This window comes from Falsiroseomonas frigidaquae, assembly GCF_012163145.1.
GTDB classification, from domain to species: Bacteria; Pseudomonadota; Alphaproteobacteria; order Acetobacterales; family Acetobacteraceae; genus Falsiroseomonas; species Falsiroseomonas frigidaquae.
The window spans coordinates 67,988-84,101 of the sequence record NZ_JAAVTX010000008.1 but is presented as its reverse complement, the minus strand read 5'-3'; the positions used below and the strand labels follow the sequence as shown (position 1 = coordinate 84,101).

Genomic DNA, 16,114 nt, shown 5'->3' with positions numbered 1-16,114 from the left:
AACCGACCCGACCTGATGTTCAGCGTCGATGGCGTGGCGGTGCCGGCGAAGCAGGGCGACACGTTGTTGACGGCGATGCTGACGGCCGGGCTCGGCCATGTCCGCACCAGCGAATTCGGCGATGGCGGCCGCGCCGGCTTCTGCTGGATGGGGGCCTGCCAGGATTGCTGGGTGGTGGTGGCGGGGAAGGGCGTCCGGCGTGCCTGCACGACATTGGTCGAACCCGGGATTGAGGTGATCAGGCGATGAAGGTTGTGGTGGTTGGCGCCGGCCCTGCCGGTATCCGCGCGGTGGAGCAGCTTGTCCGGGCCGGCGTCACGCCGATCTGGATCGAGGAGGGCGCCGATGGCGGCGGCCGCATCACCCAGCGCCCGCCAGCCGGCTTCAGCCGCAGCCATGCCGCGCTGTACGGCGCCGATGCCGGTCGCGCCAAGCGCCTGCACGCCACGCTGGATGCGCTGAAGGCGCGGGTCGATTGGCGGCCGGACACGCTGGTCTGGAACATCCGGCCGGACGCCAAGGTCCTGCATATCCTGGCCAATGGCGCGGCGCAGGATGAGGTGGCCTATGGTGCGCTGATCCTGTGCACCGGCGCGATGGACCGCGTGCTGCCGCTGCCCGGCTGGAACCTGCCCGGCGCCACCACGCTCGGCGGCGCGCAGGTGGCGCTGAAGTCGCAGGGGGTGGGGGTTGGTGCCAACCCGGTGCTGATCGGCACGGGCCCGCTGCTGTGGCTGACCGCGCTGCAATACGCCAAGGCCGGCGCCAAGCCGGCGGCGGTGCTGGACACCACGGATTTTCTCACCAAGGCGCGCTTCGGCGCCGGCATGCTGTGGAACGTGCCGACGCTGCTGCGCGGCATGGGTTTGTACGCCCAGCTCAAGCTGCGTGGCGTGAAGCTGCATGAGGACATCACGCCGCTGGCGATCGAGGGGGTCGACAACGTCACCGCCGTGCATTGGCGCGACGCGGCGTGGAAGGAACACGTCACCCCCTGCGATGCGGTGGCGATGGGCTGGGGGCTGAAGCCGGAGGCGCAGTTGGCCGACCTCGCCGGCGTGCCCTTCGATTATGATGCGACGCAGCAGAACTGGGTGCCGCGCAAGGATGCCGCCGGGCGGTCTCCGATGGCGGGCGTGTACCTGGCGGGCGATGGCGCCGGCATCGGCGGGGTGGATGTGGCGGAACTCGGCGGCGCGCGCGCGGCGCTGGCGCTGCTGGCCGATGCGAAGCTGCCCTCCGACATGGCCTTGAGCAAGCATCTGGATGGCAGGCTGCGCACCGAGCGCCGCTTCCGCGCGGCGCTGGAACAGGCCTTCCCCTATCCGGCGCGGCTGGCCGCGCGGATGGAGGACAGTACCTCCGTCTGCCGCTGCGAGGTGATCACGGCCGGCGAATTGCGCGCCGCGGCGGCGGCGGATGCGCCGGAGCTCAACCGGGCCAAGGCCTTCTCCCGCATCGGCATGGGGCGCTGCCAGGGGCGCCTGTGTGGCACGCCGGCGGCGGCCGTGCTGGCGCGTGCGCTGCAGGTGGAGGTGCCGGAAGTGGGGCGCTTGCGCGGCCAGCCGCCGGTGAAGCCGGTGCCGCTGCAACAGGTGGGCTGATGGTCCAGGCGGATGTGCTGGTTGTCGGTGGCGGCGGCGCGGGGTGTTCCGCGGCGCTGCACCTGGCAAGGCGTGGCGTGCGCGTGGTGCTGCTGGAACGCGGGCTGGTCGGCGGGCAGGCGACCGGGGTGAATTATGGCGGCGTGCGCCAGCAGGGCCGCGACCCGGCCGGCCTGCCGCTGGCGCGGAAGTCGCGGGAAATCTGGTCACGCATCACTGAACTCACCGGCGCGGATGTGGAATTCGATCCCTGCGGGCATCTGAAGCTCGCTCGCAGTGCGGCGGATGAGGCGGAACTGCTGCGCTGGAACGCGCTGGCCGCGGAACACGGCCTGCGCCCGCGCATGATCGGCCGCAACGCGATCCGGCAACAGCACCCGTATTTCAGCGATGTCGTCATCGCCGGCAGCCTGATGGAGGAGGATGGCTCCGCCAATCCGCGCCTGCTGGCCCCGGCGCTGGCACGTGCGGCGCGTGCGGCCGGCGCCGATATCCGGGAACACCATGCGGTCACGGCTTTCGCGCATGACGGCAGCAACTTCGAGGTGCTGGCGAATGGCCAGGGCTTCACCGCACCCTGGCTGCTGAACTGCGCCGGCTTCTGGGGCGGCGAGATTGCGGCGCGGTTCGGGGAGGCGGTGCCGATCGAGAAGCTGCACCCGAACATGCTGGTGACGGAGCCGCTGCCCTATTTTCTGCGCGAGAGCCTCGGCGTGGTCGGCGGCGACCTGTATCTGCGCCAGATCCCGCGCGGCAACGTCATCTTCGGCGGCGGGCGCGGCGAGAGCGATGCGGAAATCCGGGTGACGCGGCCGCGCCCCGATGCGGCTTTTGGTGCGATGCAGCGCGCCATCGCGGTCATCCCGCGCCTGGCGGATGCCATGGTGATCCGAAGCTGGACCGGCACGGATGGCGAGATGCCGGACCATTTCCCGGTGCTCGGCCCGTCCCACACCACGCCCGGCCTGCTGCATGCCTTCGGCTTCTGCGGCGAGGGCTTCCAGACCGGCCCGGGCGTCGGCGCGGTGCTGTCGGAGCTGGTGATGGATGGCGCGACGGACGTGCCGCTCGATGCATTCGATATCGGGCGCTTCACGGCGGCCTCCGGAGCGGTCTAAGCTTCCGCCCAAGGCAAACGGGGAATAATTTCATGCGGGGATTTCGGGCGGCGCTGCTTGGCAGCGCCCTGGCCATTGCGTCCGCCATCGGGTTCAACACGACCGCCATGGCGCAAGGCCAGACGCTGCGCGTCGGCATGGCGGCGCAGGATGTGGGTCGGCTCGATCCGCATTTCGCCGTCTCCACCATCGATCGTGTCGTGGTGGCGTGGATGTTCAACGGGCTGGTCCGCTTCAAGCCCGGTTCCATCAACCCGGCCGAGATCGAGCCCGATCTCGCCGAGCGTTGGGAGAGCAGCGCGGATGGCAAGACCTGGACCTTCCATCTGCGCCGCGGCGTGCAGTTCCATGGCGGATATGGCGAGCTGACGGCTGAGGATGTCGTCTTCTCGCTGCGCAAATCCGGCACCGCCGCGACCAGCGCCTTCGCCGCCGACTACCGCGCGATCGAGACCATCGAGGCGGTGGACAGCCACACCGTCCGCATCGTGCTGCGGGAAAACATCCCGAGCATGCTGGGCATCCTGACCAACTACTCGGGCGGCTACATCGTCTCGAAGCGGGCGGTGGAGGAGCGGGGCGACAATTTCGTGCGCTCGCCGATTGGCACCGGCCCCTTCGCGCTGGACCGCGTGACGCCGAACCAGTCGGCGGAGCTGGTGGCGCATGCGCAGTACTACCGGGGCGCGCCGCAGATCGGGCGCATCAGCTACCGCTTCATCCCCTCCGACGCCTCCCGCGACCTGGCCTTCCAGAACCGGGAGCTGGATCTGAACTACGGCCGCGGCGACCAGACCTGGGTGAACCGCACGCGGCAGGTGCCGAACACGGTGGTCGATGTGTTCGAGCCGGGTGAACTGGCGATCCTGCACCTCAACACCAACCAGCCGCCCTTCAACGACATCCGCATCCGCCAGGCGATGGCGCATGCGGTGAACCGGTCGGAGCTGGTGCGCTTCCGCGGCCAGGATGTGGCGCGTGAGGCGCAATCCGTGGTGCCGCGCGGCTACCTCGGCTTCACCAACGACAATGGCCTGCTGCCGGCGGACCCGGCGCGGGCGCGGGCGCTGCTGGCGGAGGCGGGGCATCCGAACGGCATCACCATCCGCGTGATCCACACGCAGCTGCCGGAGATGCTGAACATGATGCAGGTGGTGCAGCAGCAGCTGCGCCGGTCCGGCATCACGCTCGACCTGCAGGTCGTGGAGCACGCCACCTTCCACCAGCAGATCCGGCAGGATCTGTCGCCGATGGTGTATTACTCCGCGGCGCGTTTCCCGGTGGCGGATATCTACATGACGCAGTTCTTCCATGGCCGGTCGCGTGTCCGCACGCCGACGGCGGTGACGAATTTCTCGCATTGCAGCCAGGCGGACAGCCAGATCGATGCGGCGCGCGTCAGCACGGACATCGAGGAGCAGAAGCGGCTCTGGGCGGAGGCACAGCGCATCCTGGTGCAGAATGTCTGCGGCGTGCCGTTGATCGAGACCCTGCTGGTCTTCGCCCGCCGCGACAACCTTGACTATGGCTATGAGCTGAAGGGCTCGATGAGCCTCGGCCCGCTGATCACCGAAGCGACGCGGCTGCGGTGAGGAGCCTGGCCCCCACCCTGGCCAGCCTTCGGCGTTGCAGCAGCGCCGCAACCCCCCGCAGGCGGGGTAGGGAGGAGCGGCCGTCTTTCCCCTCTCCCGCGGAGCGGGGGAGGGTCGGGCTGGGGGCCACGGCATGACCGGCTTCGTCATCCGCCGCCTGCTGGCCGCCGTGCCGACGCTGATCGCGGTGCTGACGCTGGTCTTCATCATCGTCCGCATCGTGCCCGGCGACCCGGCGCTGGTGATCCTGGGCGACCAGGCGACGCCGGAGGCGATTGCGGCGCTGCGCACCAGGCTCGGCCTGGATCGCTCGCTGTGGGCGCAGTATTTCAGCTTCATCACCAGCGCGCTGGTCGGCGATTTCGGCGTCTCCATGGTCACCGGCCGTTCGATCACGGCAGAGGTCGCGGCGGTGTTGCCGCATACGCTTGACCTGACCATCGCCTCGATGATCTTCGGCGTCGTCATCGGCGTGCCGGTCGGCATCTGGGCGGCGCTGAACCGCAACGGCGTGGTGGATGTGGCGGCGCGGGTGCTGTCGCTGCTCGGCCTGTCCTTCCCGGTCTTCGTCTCCGGCATTTTTCTTCTATTGGCCTTCTCGCTGCACTGGCGGTGGTTCCCCGTCATCGGCGGCGCGGATCTCGCCGACTATGGCGACCGGCTGCACAAGCTGGTGCTGCCCACCGTGGCGCTCGGCCTGATCATGGCGGCCTACATCACGCGGGTGACGCGTAGCGCCATGCTGGCCTCGCTCAGTGAGGACTATATCCGCACCGCGCGCGCCAAGGGCGTGCCGTGGCGGCGCGTGGTCTGGGTGCATGGCCTGCGGAATGCCTCGATCCCCATCGTCACCGTGGTGGGGCTCTATGTCGGGATCCTGCTCGGCAACTCGGTGCTGACGGAGATCGTCTTCAACCGGCCGGGTCTGGGCAAGATCATCGTCGGCGCGCTGAACCAGCGGGACTACACGATGCTGCAGGGGCTGATGGTGATCTACTGCTTCCTGATCGTCGTGGTGAACCTCATCACCGATCTGCTGTACGGCGTGATCGATCCACGGGTGAAGGCGGAATGAGCGCGACACAGGAACTGGTTGCGCCACCCGCGCAGGCCGGCTGGAAGCGCGCGCTGGGCAAGGCGCGCAGCAATCCGACCACGGCTGTGGGGGTGGTGATCTGCCTTGTCATCATGGCGTCTGCCATCCTCGCCCCCTGGATCGCGCCCTATGATCCGGCGGAACAGGACATCTTCAACCGGCTGCAAGCGCCCTCCGCTGAATTCTGGCTGGGCACCGACCAGTTCGGGCGGGACATCCTCTCGCGCCTGATGTGGGGCGGCCAGATCTCGCTGACGGTCTCGCTCGGTGCCATCTTCGCCGCCGCCATCATCGGCGGCGCCATCGGCTTGGTCTCCGGCTATATCGGCGGCAAGTTCGACCTGTTCGTGATGCAGGTGATGGATGTGCTGCTGTCCTTCCCCTCGCTCATCCTCGGCCTGATCGTGGTGGCGCTGCTGGGGCCGGAGCTGGTGAACTTGGTGGTGGCCATCGCGCTCACCGCCATCGCGCCCTTCGCCCGCGTTGCCCGCGCACCCACGCTGGCGTTGAAGGAACGCGCCTTCGTGGAGGCCGGCCGCGCGCTCGGCTTCAGCCACACCCGCGTGCTGTTCCGCCACATCCTGCCCAATATCCTGTCGGAGGTGATGGTGATGGGCACGCTGTGGCTGGCCACCGCCGTGCGGGTGGAGGCGTCCCTGTCCTTCATCGGCCTCGGCGTGAAGCCGCCGACCGCGACCTGGGGCGGCATGACGCGGGACGGCTTCGAGAACATCCTGGATGCACCATGGCTCGCCGTGTTTCCGGGCCTGGCGATCCTGTTCCTGGTGCTGGGGCTGAACATGGTGGGCGACGGCCTGCGCGACGCCACTGACCCGAAGCTGAGGAACGAATGACCGCACCCGTCCTCGTCGTCGACGGGCTGCGCAAGCACTTCGTCGCCAAGAAGGGTTTCCCGACGCCGCGCACCGTTCGCGTGCGCGCCGTCGAGGACATCTCCTTCACCATCAATGCCGGCGAGGCCTTCGGCCTGGTCGGCGAATCCGGCTGCGGCAAATCCACCGCCGCCCGCGCCCTGCTGCGGCTGATCGAGCCCGATGCCGGTACCGTCACCTGGAAGGGTGAGAACGTGCTGACCGCCAAGGGGGCCGCGCTGAAGGCGCTGCGCCGGCGCATGCAGATCGTTTTCCAGGACCCCTATTCCTCGCTCGACCCGCGGCAATCCATCGGCAGCGCGCTGATGGAGCCGATGCATGTGCATGGCCTGGCGGAGGGCCAGGAAGCCCGCCGCCGCGCCGGCGCGCTGCTGGAGGAGGTGGGCCTGCCGCCCGCGGCGCTGGACCGCTTCCCGCATGAATTCAGCGGCGGCCAGCGCCAGCGCATCGGCATCGCCCGCGCGCTGACGGTTGAGCCGGAGCTGATCGTGGCGGACGAACCGGTCTCCGCGCTGGATGTCTCGGTGCAGGCGCAGGTGCTGCTGCTGATGCAGGACCTTCGCAAGCGGCGCGGCCTGTCCTTCCTGTTCGTCAGCCACGACCTTTCCGTGGTGCGCTGGTTCTGCGACCGGGTCGCGGTGATGTATCTCGGCCGCATCGTGGAGGAGGGGCCGGCGGGCCGCGTGCTGGCCAACCCGCTGCACCCCTATGCGCAGATGCTGCGCGACGCCTCGCCGATTCCGGACCCGTCGCGGCGCGGCGTGCTGCCGCGCATCATCGGGGAGATCCCGTCGGCGGCCAACCCGCCGCCGGGCTGCCCCTTCCATCCGCGCTGCCCGCACGCCATGCCGCAATGCAGCCAGGAGATGCCGCGCTGGACCTCGGCCGGCGAGGGCCAGGGCGGCGTCGCCTGCTACCTGCACGGCTGATCAGGCTCCGGGGAAACCTTCCAGCACCATCTTGCCGCGCGCCGTGCCGCTTTCCACGGCGGCATGGCCGCGGCGAAGGTTGGCGGCGTTGATCGGGCCCAGATGCTCGGCCAGGGTGGTCCGCAGCCGGCCCTCGTCCAGCATCCGGCTGACCTCCACCAGCAGGTCGTGCTGCGCCTGCATGTCGGGCGTCCTGAAGCGGGACCGGGTGAACATCAGTTCCCAATGCAGCGACGCCGCCTTCAGCTTCAGCATGCGGAAATCGGGCGAGGTCGTCGGGTCGTCGATCAGGCAGATGGCGCCCTGTGGCGCGATGATCTCGCAGATCGCCGGCCAATGCGCCTCGGTATGCGTCGTGACGAAGATGAAGCCCACCGGCACGCCCAGCGCCTTGGCCTGCGCCGCCAGGTTGCCGGAATGGTCCAGCACGTCATGCGCGCCCATCTCCCGCGCCCAGTCCATCGTCTCCGGCCGGCTGGCGGTGGCGACCACGCGCAGGCCGGTCAGCTGGCGGGCCAGCTGCACGGCGATGGAGCCGACGCCGCCGGCACCGCCGATGATCAGCACCGCTTCGTCGCGCGGCGTCGTGTCGCGCTTGATGCGCAGGCGGTCGAACAGCGCTTCCCACGCCGTGATGGCGGTCAGCGGCACGGCCGCAGCCTCGGCAAAGGACAGCTTTCGCGGCTTTGGGCCGACGATGCGTTCATCCACCAGGTGCAACTCGGCATTGGTGCCGGGGCGGGTGATGTCGCCGGCGTAGAACACCGCATCGCCGGGGCGGAACAGCGTGGCTTGCGGCCCCACGGCGCGCACCACGCCGGCGGCGTCGTAGCCGAGCAGCGTTGGCGTGCCGACCGGATCGGCGCGCATCCGCACCTTGGCATCAACCGGATTCACGGAGATGGCGCGAACCTCCACCAGCAGGTCGCGGCCGCTGGGGGGCGCAGGATCGGGCAGGGTCACATCCTGCAGGCAATCGGGGTCGCTGGTGGGCAGGCTCTTGAGATAAGCGACGGCGCGCATGGCACAGGCTCCTTTCCAGGCGGCTGAGATGGATCCTGCGCGCGCGGTTGCAAATGATCCGATCGATCAGTCTGCCCGCGCGCCGGAAAGCTGCACGGCGCGTTGCCACTTCTGCAACTCCGCCGCATGGAAGGCGGCGGTGGCCGCTGCATCCGTGCCGATGACGGTGGCGCCGAGTTCCTGCAACCTATCCCGCACCTGGGATCGGGCGAGGGAGATCTGCATCTCCGCCGACAGCTTCCGCACGATCTCGCCCGGCGTGCCGGCGGGGGCGAAGACGATGATCCAGGCCGCCGCATCGAAGCCCGGCACCGTCTCCGCCACCGAGGGCACCTCGGGCAGCTTCGCCGCCCGGTCGCCGGAGGTGACGGCGATGGCGCGCAACTGCCCGGCGGAGAGGAAGCCGGGCAGGGAGGGCAGGCCCTCGATCGCCACCTGCACCTCCCCCTGCATCACCGATTGGATGGCGAGCGAGCCGCCGCGGAAGGGGATATGCGTCATCTCGATGCCGGTGGCGGCGCGCACCAGCTCGAAGGCCAGATGGCTGGTGGAGCCGGCGCCGGAGGTGGCGTAGTTCAGCCCGCCGGGCCGTGCCTTCGCCGCCTGCACCAGGTCGGCCAGGCTGCGGATCGGGCTGGCGGGGTTCACCACCATCACCTGGGGGAAGGAGACCAGGTGGCTGACCGCCACGAAATCCTCGACCTTGTAGGGCAGGCTGCGGAACAGGAAGGGATTGATGCCCATGGTGCCCGGGGAGCCCACCAGCAGCGTGTAGCCATCGGCCCGCGATCTCGCGGCGAATTCCGTACCGATATTGCCGGAGGCGCCGGTCCGGTTCTCCACGATGAACTGCGTGGCGATCCGCTCCGACAGATCCTGCGCCACCAGGCGGATCACCACATCCACGGCGGAGCCGGCGGAGAAGGGATTCACGCAGCGCACCGGACGATCCGGATAGCCCTGCGCGGAGGCGGGCAGCGCCGGCAGGGCGAGGCCGGCGGCGATCAGGTGGCGGCGTGTGAGCATCGAGAGCCCCCGAATGTGTCCAACGGGATACAACGACATGCCGAGCCTGCGCCCGTGTCAAGCGCCGGATTGGCAGGCCGTGCGGCGCGGGCCATACCGGATGCATGCAGAGCTTCGATGTGGTCGTGGCCGGGGCCGGCGCGGCGGGGATGATGGCGGCGCTGGTGGCGGCGGAAGCGGGCGCGCGAATCGTGCTGCTGGAACGCGATGCGGCGGCGCCGAGCACGCTCTCCGTCTCCGGCGGCCTGGTCTCCGCCGCCGGCACGCGCTGGCAACAGGCGGCCGGGGAGACCGACTCGCCGGAAAACTTCGCCGCCGATGTGCGGGCGAAAAGTGGTGCGGCGGTGGATGCCGTGCTGCTGCAGGCGGTGACGCATGGCGCGGCGGAGGCGGTGGATTTCCTGGCCGATGTCGCCGGCCTGCCGATCCACCTGCACACAGCCTCCCGCTGGCCGGGCCATTCCGCCATGCGGCTGCATGCGACGCCGGCCGAAAGCGGGGCGGAACTGCAGGCGCTGCTGCGCCAGGCGGTGGCGCGCAACCCGCGCATCACCTTCCGCGACGGCGTGGTGGTGCGGACGCTGCGGCCGCAGGGGGTTGCGACCAGCGCCGGGGCGATCGATGCCGGCGCCGTGGTGCTCGCCACCGGCGGCTTCGGCGGCGCGCCGGGGCTGGTGGCGCGCTATTGCCCGAAGGCCGCGCAGGCGGTGCATGTCGGCGGCACGCATGCGGATGGCGCCGGCATCGGCTGGGCGGCGGCGCTGGGGGCGGAGCTGCTCTGCATGGACAGCTACCAGGGCCAGCCGCATGTCTCGCCGCATCTGGTGGAGGGTGTGCGGCCGCGCTTCGGCGCGTCCCTGCCCGCGCTGGGGGCGGTGCTGGTGAACCGGCTGGGACAGCGCTTCGTGGCGGAGGATATGGGCCCCTCCGAACTCACCGCGCATCTGCTGGCGCAGCCCGGCGGGGTGGCGGTGGAGGTGTGGGCGGAGGCGGCGCAGCAGGCGGCGCTGGCCGGCGGGCCGTTCCGCCGCGCGGTGGAGCTTGGCGCCGTGGCCCGCTGCGCGGATCTGGCCGAACTCGCCGCGCGTTTCGGCCTGCCGGAGGCGGCGCTGGCCGAGACCTTCGCGGCGCCGGATCGCTTCGGCCGCCGCAGCTGGGACGGGCCGCCGCAGCCGCCCTACTACGCAGCCGAGGTGACGGGCGCGCTGGCGCATACCCAGGGCGGCGTGCGGGTGGATGCGGATGCGCGGGTGCTGCGCGCCGATGGCAGCGCGATTGCGAATCTGTTCGCCGCCGGCGGCGTGGCCTGCGGCATCTCCGGCCGGGGGGCGGCGGGCTATGTGCCGGGCAATGGGCTGGCGCAGTCCTTCGCGCTCGGCCTGCGCGCCGGGCGGGCGGCGGCGCGATGATCGAAAGCCCCTGCAACAAGGTCTGCGAGATCGACCCGCGCACCGGCCTCTGCCGCGGCTGCGGGCGCAGCACGGTGGAGATCGCGGTATGGACCCAGCTTTCCCCCGCCGCGCGGCGGGCGCTGATGCTGCAACTGCCGGCGCGCCTGCCCCTGGTGGGGAAGCCATGAGCCGCTTCATCGCCAATGCCCGCATGTATGCCGTGGCGCCGGAGGCGGAGGCCGCCTGGCAGGCGCTGATCGCGCATGTGGCGGCGGAGGCCGAGGTGGCGCTGGACTACGAACCCTACCCGGCGCCTCAGCCGCTGGAGGTGCTGTGGCGCCGGCCCGATCTCGGCCTGGTGCAGATGTGCGGCTACCCGATCGCGCTGCGCATCGCCGATGTGGTGCCGATCGCGGCGCCGATTCCGGCGGCCGAGTGGGCGCAGGGGCGCGCCGCCTATCGCTCCGACCTGATCGTGCGGGCGGACAGCCCGTTCCGGCGGCTGGAGGACAGCTTCGGCCACCGCATCGGCTGGACCGTGGCGCATTCGCATTCCGGCTTCAACGCGCTGCGCCACCATCTGCTGCCGCATCGCCAGGCGCGTGGCGGTGATCTCTATGCGGAAAGCGTCGGCGATCTGGTGACGGCGCGGGCGGTGCTGGATGCGGTGCTGGAGGGGCGCATCGAGATCGGGCCGCTCGATGGCTACTGGCACGCGCTGATCGCCCGCTACCGCCCCGATCTGACGGCCGGGATCCGGGTGCTGGAGAGCACGGCGCTGGCGCCGATCCCCGCCTTCGTCGCATCCCCTGGCCTGCCGGCGGCGGCGGTGGCGCGGCTGCGGGCGGCCTTCGCGGCGGCGGCCGCCCGGCCCTGGTTCGCGCAGCACGCCGCGGCGCTGCTGATCCAGGGCTTCGCCCCGGTGGAGCAGGCGGATTTCGCGACGACGCTGGACTGGGACCGCGCGGCGGTGGCGGCGGGATATGCGGTGCCCGCCTGAAACCGCGCCGCGCGGTGGTGATTAGGCCGCCGTGATGCCGAAGCGGCGGATGATCTCGGCATAGCGCGCCGCATCCGCCCGCATCGCGGCCTGCAGCACCTCCGGCGCCTCATCCGTCGCCTCCACGCCGAGGGCGGCCAGGCGCGGCGCCACCTCCGGCCGCTTCACCGCCTCGCGGCTCGCGGCATTCAGCCGGGCGATGATCGCGGGGTCGGTGCCGGCCGGGGCCAGCAGCCCGTGCCAGCCCACGCTGGTCAACTCGGGAAAACCCAGCTCGCGCAAAGTGGGCACGTCGGGCAGGGCGGCGGCGCGGGTTTCCGGGCTGACCATCAGGGCGCGCAGGCGGCCGCCGCGGACATGGTCCGTCACCGCGCCGATATTGATCATCACGCCCTGCAGCAGGCCGGCCATCAGATCGTTCAGCGCCAGCGCGCCGCCGCGATAGGGCACATGGGTCCAGGCCTTGCCGGAGGCGCGCGCGAGCTGCTCGACCAGCAGATGCGCCAGCTGGCCGTGGCCCGGCGTGCCGATGGCCGGCGGCCGGCGCTGGCTGGCGGCGAACCAGGCGGCGAAATCCGGCGCCGGGTCATCCGCCCGCACCACCAGGATCTGCGGCACGCGCACGGAACGGTGGATGGCCGCGAAATCCAGCGGGTCGAAGGCCAGGCGTGGCGTCAGGGACCCGGTGATGGACAGCGTATCGGCGCCGGCCAGCAGCGTGTGCCCATCCGCCGCCGCGCGCGCCGCTGCCGCATAGCCGATGTTGGAGCCGCCACCGGCCAGATTCTCCACCTGCACCGGCTGGCCGAGGATCTCCGTCAGCGCCCGGGCGGAATGCCGCGCGACGATGTCCTGGCTGCCGCCCGGGGCGACCGGGACGATCAGGCGGATCGGCCGGTCCGGCCAGGTGGCGGCACGGGCGATGCAGGGCGCGGCCAGCAGCCCGGCGGCGAGGGTGAGGAAGGGTCGGCGGGACAGCTTCGGCATGATGGATTCCCCAGCCGGCAATCCACGCCGGCCGGGAGTAATTACGCATCATCATCGCGCTTTGCAATATTGAACAATGCACGATTGTTGTTGGTGGTTAAGGGAGCGCCCCCGGCAGCTCCGCCCCCTCCCGCAGCCGCGCCAGCAGCGCCCCGGCCGAGGCGGCGCCGATCACCGGCTCCGTCAACTCGAGAAACTTCGCCGCCAGCTCCGCATCGCTCAGCGGCGCATCCGGGTCGCCCTTGCGGGTGGGCTGGTGGTGCCGCAGCACCGTCCCGTCCGTCAGCCGCACCTCCAGATTGGCCGCGCGCCGCGCCGGGTAGTCGGCGGCCAGCGCCGGGTCCAGGCTGACGGTCACCTTCGGCATCACCGCCCGAATGCGCGGATCGGCCAGGCTCTCCGGCGTGAAGGCCGCGATCCGCACGCCGCCGAGGACCAGCAGCGCGCCCAGGCAGTATTGCGCGGAGAAGCGTGCCTGTTGTTCCGTCGTCACCTCCGGCCGGTCGCAGACATCCTTGGTGGCGGAATAGCCGCCGAGATGGATGGCGGCGACATCCTCCGCGCCGAAGCCATGCTGCGCCTGCAGCGCGGCCAGCCCGTCGAGGCCCGCGAAGATGTGGCCGCAGCAGCCATGGTTCTTGAAGGTCATGCTGGTGATGGCGACGTGTTCCTCCAGCCCCGCCAGCGCCTTGTCCCACTTGCCGGTGTCCTCGCTGGTGGCGGCGGCGAAGCCGACCGGGCCGTGCAGCACGTCCAGCGCCCCCGTCACCCCGGCCGAGGCCGCGAGCGCAGCCAGCGCACCGGCCTCCGCCGCATGGCCGGGGTGCAGCGGCTTGCTCATGCCCTCGCCGCGGAAGGCCTGTTGCAGCCCGCCGGCCATGGTGGCGGCGGTGGCCAGGGCATGGGCCATGCGCGTCTCGTCCAGGCCGAGCACCACGCCGACGGCCGCCGCCGCGCCGAAGGTGCCGACGGTGCCGGTGGTGTGCCAGTAGCGGTAATGGCTGGGCTGCACCGCGACGCCGATGCGGCAGCCCACCTCATACCCCGCGGTGATGGCCCGCAGCAGCAGGTCCATGTCGCCACCTTGCGCCTGGGCGGCGGCGAGGGCTGCGGGGATGGTCGGGCAGCCCGGGTGGTAGCCGGCGTCGCGGTAGATGTCGTCGAATTCCACCGTGTGGCTGGCCGTCGCGTTCAGCAGCGCCGCATGGCGCAGCCCGCCCGCCTGGCCATCCACGTAGCAGATGGCGCGCCCGCTGCCGCGCTGGTCCGCCAGCACCCGCGCCATCAGGCTGGCCGGGGGCTGCGAGCAGCCGGGCAGCAGGGCGGCGAACCAGTCGATCAGCGCGCGGCGGGCATGATGCGCCACATCCACGGGCAGCGGCCGGTCGCGCCAGCTCGCCGCATGCGCGGCCAGGCGGATCAGTGGATTGTCCATGCCTTCGGTCCCTCTTCCCTGCGCGGCCCACCCCGCGACTCTTGCGGCCAGCATGCATCCTGTGCCGCCTGGCGCCAGCCCGCGCCGGCGATGCCGTGGGCAAAACGACATGCAGGTGGTATCCAGGCCAGGCGCCAGACGCACCCGCCGGAGAGCGGGAGGCGGCGCGAGGAAGGCTGGCGCGGCTGAACCGCCGAGACAGGACTTGCCGCATGATCCTCACCCGTCGCCTTGCCCTTGGCGCGAGCCTTCTGGCCGCCGCGCGCCCGGCGCGTGCCGCCTGGCCCGAACGGCTGCTGACCATCATTGTGCCCTTCGCCGCCGGCGGCGGCACGGATATCTCTGCCCGCGTCATGGCGCAGTTCCTGGAAGTGGAACTGGGCCAGCCCGTGGTGGTGCAGAATCGCGGCGGGGCGGGCGGCGAGATCGGGCTGAACGCCATCGCCGATGCGCGGCCGGATGGCTATACGCTCGGCATCATCAACACCCCCGGCATCGTCACCATCCCGATCGAGCGCAGCCCGCGCTGGTCGATGGACAGCTTCACCTTCATCGCCGGCGTGGTGGACGACCCGGCGACCATCGCCGTGCATCCGGACAGCCCGATCCGCAGCATCGCCGACCTGGTCGCCGCGGCGCGGCGGGAGCCGGGGCGGATCACGGTGGGGGACCAGGGGCCGGGCTCGGCCGGCAGCATCAGCGTCATGCTGCTGGAACAGGCGGCCGGCGTGCGGTTCGAGCCGGTGGCCTATGCCGGCACCGCGCCCGGCGCGCAGGCGCTGATGACGCGGGAAATCCAGGCCGCCACCGCCAATCTCGGCGAGAGCCTGACCTTCGCGCAGCGCCAGCCCTGGCGGACATTGGGTGTGATGTCCGATGCGCGGCACGCGCTGGCGCCCGATGTGCCGACCTTCAAGGAAGCCGGCTACGACATTCGCGGCGGGTCGCTGCGGGGCCTGGGCGGGCCGAAGGGGATGCCGGCGGAGGTGGTGGCGCGGATTTCGGCGGCGCTGGACAAGGTGCTGGCCAACCCCGCCTTCCGCGCCAGCAGCGAGCGCGCCTTCCAGCCGCTGCGCTACCTGAACTCCGCGGATTACGTCGCCTTCCTGCAGCAGGTGGATGCGACGCACCGCGCGCTGTGGCGGGAGCGGCCCTGGCGGCGTTAGGCGGCGGCCTGGGCGGCCCTGGCGGCGTTAGGCGGCGGCCTGGGCGGCCCTGGCGGCGTTAGGCCGCCGCCTGCGCGGCCCTGGCGGCGTTAGGCCGCCGCTTGCGCGGCGAGGCGGCGATAGCGTTCGCGCGCTGCCTCCAGATGCCGGCGCATCGCCGCGCGGGCGGCCTCCGGGTCACTCGCCGCGATCGCCTCCGCCACCAGGCGGTGCTCGCCGCGGACCTGCGCTAGGTACTGCCTCCGCTCCGCCTCGCTGCGCTCGACCAGGCCGAGGGCGCGGCGGGGGATGGCGTGGCGGCCCAGCACCTCCAGGAAGCGCAGGAAATGCGGGTTGCCGGTGGCCATGAAGATGGCGCGGTGCAGGGCGAAATCGGCCTCCGCCGCATCGCCGCCGGCAGCCACCGCGGCATCGAAAGTGGCCTCGGCCTCGCCGATCAGGGTCAGCGCCTCGGCGCTGCAGCGTTCGGCGGCCAGGCCCGCGGCCTCCACCTCCAGCGCCAGGCGCAGCTCCAGCACCTGGATCACCTGCTGCAGGCCTTCGGCCTCGCTGGGTGTGAGGCGGAAGATGCCCTCGCCCGGGCGCTCCGTGACGAAGGCGCCGACGCCCTGGCGGGTCACCACCAGCCCCTCCGCCCGCAGCGCCGCCACCGCCTCCCGCACCACGGTGCGGCTGACGCCGGCCTCCCGCATCAGGTCCTGCTCGGTCGGCAGCCGGGCGCCGGGCGGCAGGCGGCCGGAGCGGATTTCCTCGGCCAGCCGGTGCACCAGCGCGCCGGTGAGGTTGGCGGCAGGGCGCAGCGGCGCCATGCCGATGTCGCGGCGCATCATGGCAGAAGGGTCCGGCGGGTCTCG

General features: G+C 71.3%; 16 protein-coding genes. 11 read left to right on the top strand and 5 right to left on the bottom strand.

The features are described from left to right. Nucleotides 1-15 precede the first annotated feature (15 nt). From HB662_RS25340 to HB662_RS25310, 7 genes are all read left to right on the top strand, one after another. Nucleotides 16-249: a (2Fe-2S)-binding protein gene (locus tag HB662_RS25340; RefSeq protein ID WP_168054209.1), complete on the top strand. Its 234-nt coding sequence runs from the start codon at nucleotides 16-18 to the stop codon at nucleotides 247-249. Further along, nucleotides 246-1,604, top strand: coding sequence for an FAD/NAD(P)-dependent oxidoreductase (locus tag HB662_RS25335; protein ID WP_168054207.1), 1,359 nt, complete (start codon nucleotides 246-248; stop codon nucleotides 1,602-1,604). Before HB662_RS25340 ends, HB662_RS25335 begins: the two co-directional genes overlap by 4 nt. Further along, nucleotides 1,604-2,722, top strand: a complete 1,119-nt coding sequence (locus HB662_RS25330) for an NAD(P)/FAD-dependent oxidoreductase (protein ID WP_168054205.1) — start codon at nucleotides 1,604-1,606, stop codon at nucleotides 2,720-2,722. The genes HB662_RS25335 and HB662_RS25330 overlap by 1 nt, the downstream gene beginning before the upstream one ends. A 32-nt stretch (nucleotides 2,723-2,754) precedes the next feature. Next, nucleotides 2,755-4,314 carry an ABC transporter substrate-binding protein gene (locus tag HB662_RS25325; protein ID WP_168054203.1) on the top strand — a complete coding sequence of 520 codons (1,560 nt, stop codon included), beginning with the start codon at nucleotides 2,755-2,757 and terminating at the stop codon, nucleotides 4,312-4,314. A gap of 133 nt (nucleotides 4,315-4,447) precedes the next feature. After that, entirely contained in the window at nucleotides 4,448-5,389 is a 942-nt protein-coding gene (locus tag HB662_RS25320; RefSeq protein ID WP_168054201.1) for an ABC transporter permease, read from the top strand. Further along, nucleotides 5,386-6,264 carry an ABC transporter permease gene (locus tag HB662_RS25315; RefSeq protein ID WP_168054199.1) on the top strand — a complete coding sequence of 293 codons (879 nt, stop codon included), beginning with the start codon at nucleotides 5,386-5,388 and terminating at the stop codon, nucleotides 6,262-6,264. The genes HB662_RS25320 and HB662_RS25315 overlap by 4 nt, the downstream gene beginning before the upstream one ends. Next, complete coding sequence (locus HB662_RS25310; RefSeq protein WP_168054197.1) at nucleotides 6,261-7,232, top strand: ABC transporter ATP-binding protein; 972 nt, start codon at nucleotides 6,261-6,263, stop codon at nucleotides 7,230-7,232. The genes HB662_RS25315 and HB662_RS25310 overlap by 4 nt, the downstream gene beginning before the upstream one ends. Here HB662_RS25310 and HB662_RS25305 read toward each other — a convergent pair whose 3' ends face one another. After that, on the bottom strand, nucleotides 7,233-8,255 hold the full coding sequence (locus tag HB662_RS25305) for a zinc-binding alcohol dehydrogenase family protein (protein ID WP_168054195.1): 1,023 nt from the start codon (nucleotides 8,253-8,255) through the stop codon (nucleotides 7,233-7,235). Nucleotides 8,256-8,321: 66 nt separating this feature from the next. Continuing rightward, nucleotides 8,322-9,281, bottom strand: coding sequence for a Bug family tripartite tricarboxylate transporter substrate binding protein (locus tag HB662_RS25300; RefSeq protein WP_168054193.1), 960 nt, complete (start codon nucleotides 9,279-9,281; stop codon nucleotides 8,322-8,324). A 104-nt stretch (nucleotides 9,282-9,385) separates the two neighbouring features. Here HB662_RS25300 and HB662_RS25295 point away from each other — a divergent pair, with 104 nt between their 5' ends. Genes HB662_RS25295 through HB662_RS25285 form a run of 3 tightly spaced genes read left to right on the top strand, consistent with a single transcriptional unit; the run spans nucleotide 9,386 to nucleotide 11,672 of the window. Further along, nucleotides 9,386-10,690: an FAD-dependent oxidoreductase gene (locus tag HB662_RS25295; protein WP_168054191.1), complete on the top strand. Its 1,305-nt coding sequence runs from the start codon at nucleotides 9,386-9,388 to the stop codon at nucleotides 10,688-10,690. Continuing rightward, nucleotides 10,687-10,860 (top strand): DUF1289 domain-containing protein, encoded by a 174-nt coding sequence (locus HB662_RS25290; RefSeq protein WP_168054189.1) that lies wholly within the window; start codon nucleotides 10,687-10,689, stop codon nucleotides 10,858-10,860. The genes HB662_RS25295 and HB662_RS25290 overlap by 4 nt, the downstream gene beginning before the upstream one ends. After that, complete coding sequence (locus HB662_RS25285) at nucleotides 10,857-11,672, top strand: phosphate/phosphite/phosphonate ABC transporter substrate-binding protein (RefSeq protein WP_168054187.1); 816 nt, start codon at nucleotides 10,857-10,859, stop codon at nucleotides 11,670-11,672. Before HB662_RS25290 ends, HB662_RS25285 begins: the two co-directional genes overlap by 4 nt. A gap of 21 nt (nucleotides 11,673-11,693) precedes the next feature. On the opposite strand, the gene HB662_RS25280 is transcribed toward HB662_RS25285, so the two are convergent. Both HB662_RS25280 and HB662_RS25275 read right to left on the bottom strand, forming a co-directional pair. Further along, a complete protein-coding gene (locus HB662_RS25280) occupies nucleotides 11,694-12,659 on the bottom strand; it encodes a Bug family tripartite tricarboxylate transporter substrate binding protein (RefSeq protein WP_168054185.1) in 966 nt (321 codons plus the stop codon). A 97-nt stretch (nucleotides 12,660-12,756) separates the two neighbouring features. Continuing rightward, nucleotides 12,757-14,094, bottom strand: coding sequence for an MmgE/PrpD family protein (locus HB662_RS25275; RefSeq protein ID WP_168054183.1), 1,338 nt, complete (start codon nucleotides 14,092-14,094; stop codon nucleotides 12,757-12,759). Between the two features lie 212 nt (nucleotides 14,095-14,306). On the opposite strand from HB662_RS25275, the gene HB662_RS25270 reads away from it, so the two are divergent. Then, the gene (locus HB662_RS25270; protein ID WP_168054181.1) at nucleotides 14,307-15,260 is read left to right on the top strand and encodes a tripartite tricarboxylate transporter substrate binding protein; all 954 of its coding nucleotides are present in this window, start codon (nucleotides 14,307-14,309) and stop codon (nucleotides 15,258-15,260) included. An 89-nt stretch (nucleotides 15,261-15,349) separates the two neighbouring features. Here HB662_RS25270 and HB662_RS25265 read toward each other — a convergent pair whose 3' ends face one another. Then, nucleotides 15,350-16,090, bottom strand: a complete 741-nt coding sequence (locus tag HB662_RS25265) for a FadR/GntR family transcriptional regulator (RefSeq protein ID WP_209443473.1) — start codon at nucleotides 16,088-16,090, stop codon at nucleotides 15,350-15,352. Nucleotides 16,091-16,114: the final 24 nt, after the last annotated feature.

Excerpts from the sequence above, each read along its gene's own strand:
- HB662_RS25310 (WP_168054197.1), top strand. The coding sequence starts at position 6,261 with ATGACCGCACCCGTCCTCGTCGTCGACGGGCTGCGCAAGCACTTCGTC.
- HB662_RS25280 (WP_168054185.1), bottom strand. The coding sequence starts at position 12,659 with ATGCCGAAGCTGTCCCGCCGACCCTTCCTCACCCTCGCCGCCGGGCTG.
- HB662_RS25315 (WP_168054199.1), top strand. The coding sequence starts at position 5,386 with ATGAGCGCGACACAGGAACTGGTTGCGCCACCCGCGCAGGCCGGCTGG.
- HB662_RS25305 (WP_168054195.1), bottom strand. The coding sequence starts at position 8,255 with ATGCGCGCCGTCGCTTATCTCAAGAGCCTGCCCACCAGCGACCCCGAT.
- HB662_RS25330 (WP_168054205.1), top strand. The coding sequence starts at position 1,604 with ATGGTCCAGGCGGATGTGCTGGTTGTCGGTGGCGGCGGCGCGGGGTGT.
- HB662_RS25320 (WP_168054201.1), top strand. The coding sequence starts at position 4,448 with ATGACCGGCTTCGTCATCCGCCGCCTGCTGGCCGCCGTGCCGACGCTG.
- HB662_RS25300 (WP_168054193.1), bottom strand. The coding sequence starts at position 9,281 with ATGCTCACACGCCGCCACCTGATCGCCGCCGGCCTCGCCCTGCCGGCG.
- HB662_RS25290 (WP_168054189.1), top strand. The coding sequence starts at position 10,687 with ATGATCGAAAGCCCCTGCAACAAGGTCTGCGAGATCGACCCGCGCACC.
- HB662_RS25295 (WP_168054191.1), top strand. The coding sequence starts at position 9,386 with ATGCAGAGCTTCGATGTGGTCGTGGCCGGGGCCGGCGCGGCGGGGATG.
- HB662_RS25340 (WP_168054209.1), top strand. The coding sequence starts at position 16 with ATGTTCAGCGTCGATGGCGTGGCGGTGCCGGCGAAGCAGGGCGACACG.
- HB662_RS25325 (WP_168054203.1), top strand. The coding sequence starts at position 2,755 with ATGCGGGGATTTCGGGCGGCGCTGCTTGGCAGCGCCCTGGCCATTGCG.
- HB662_RS25275 (WP_168054183.1), bottom strand. The coding sequence starts at position 14,094 with ATGGACAATCCACTGATCCGCCTGGCCGCGCATGCGGCGAGCTGGCGC.
- HB662_RS25270 (WP_168054181.1), top strand. The coding sequence starts at position 14,307 with ATGATCCTCACCCGTCGCCTTGCCCTTGGCGCGAGCCTTCTGGCCGCC.
- HB662_RS25265 (WP_209443473.1), bottom strand. The coding sequence starts at position 16,090 with ATGATGCGCCGCGACATCGGCATGGCGCCGCTGCGCCCTGCCGCCAAC.
- HB662_RS25335 (WP_168054207.1), top strand. The coding sequence starts at position 246 with ATGAAGGTTGTGGTGGTTGGCGCCGGCCCTGCCGGTATCCGCGCGGTG.
- HB662_RS25285 (WP_168054187.1), top strand. The coding sequence starts at position 10,857 with ATGAGCCGCTTCATCGCCAATGCCCGCATGTATGCCGTGGCGCCGGAG.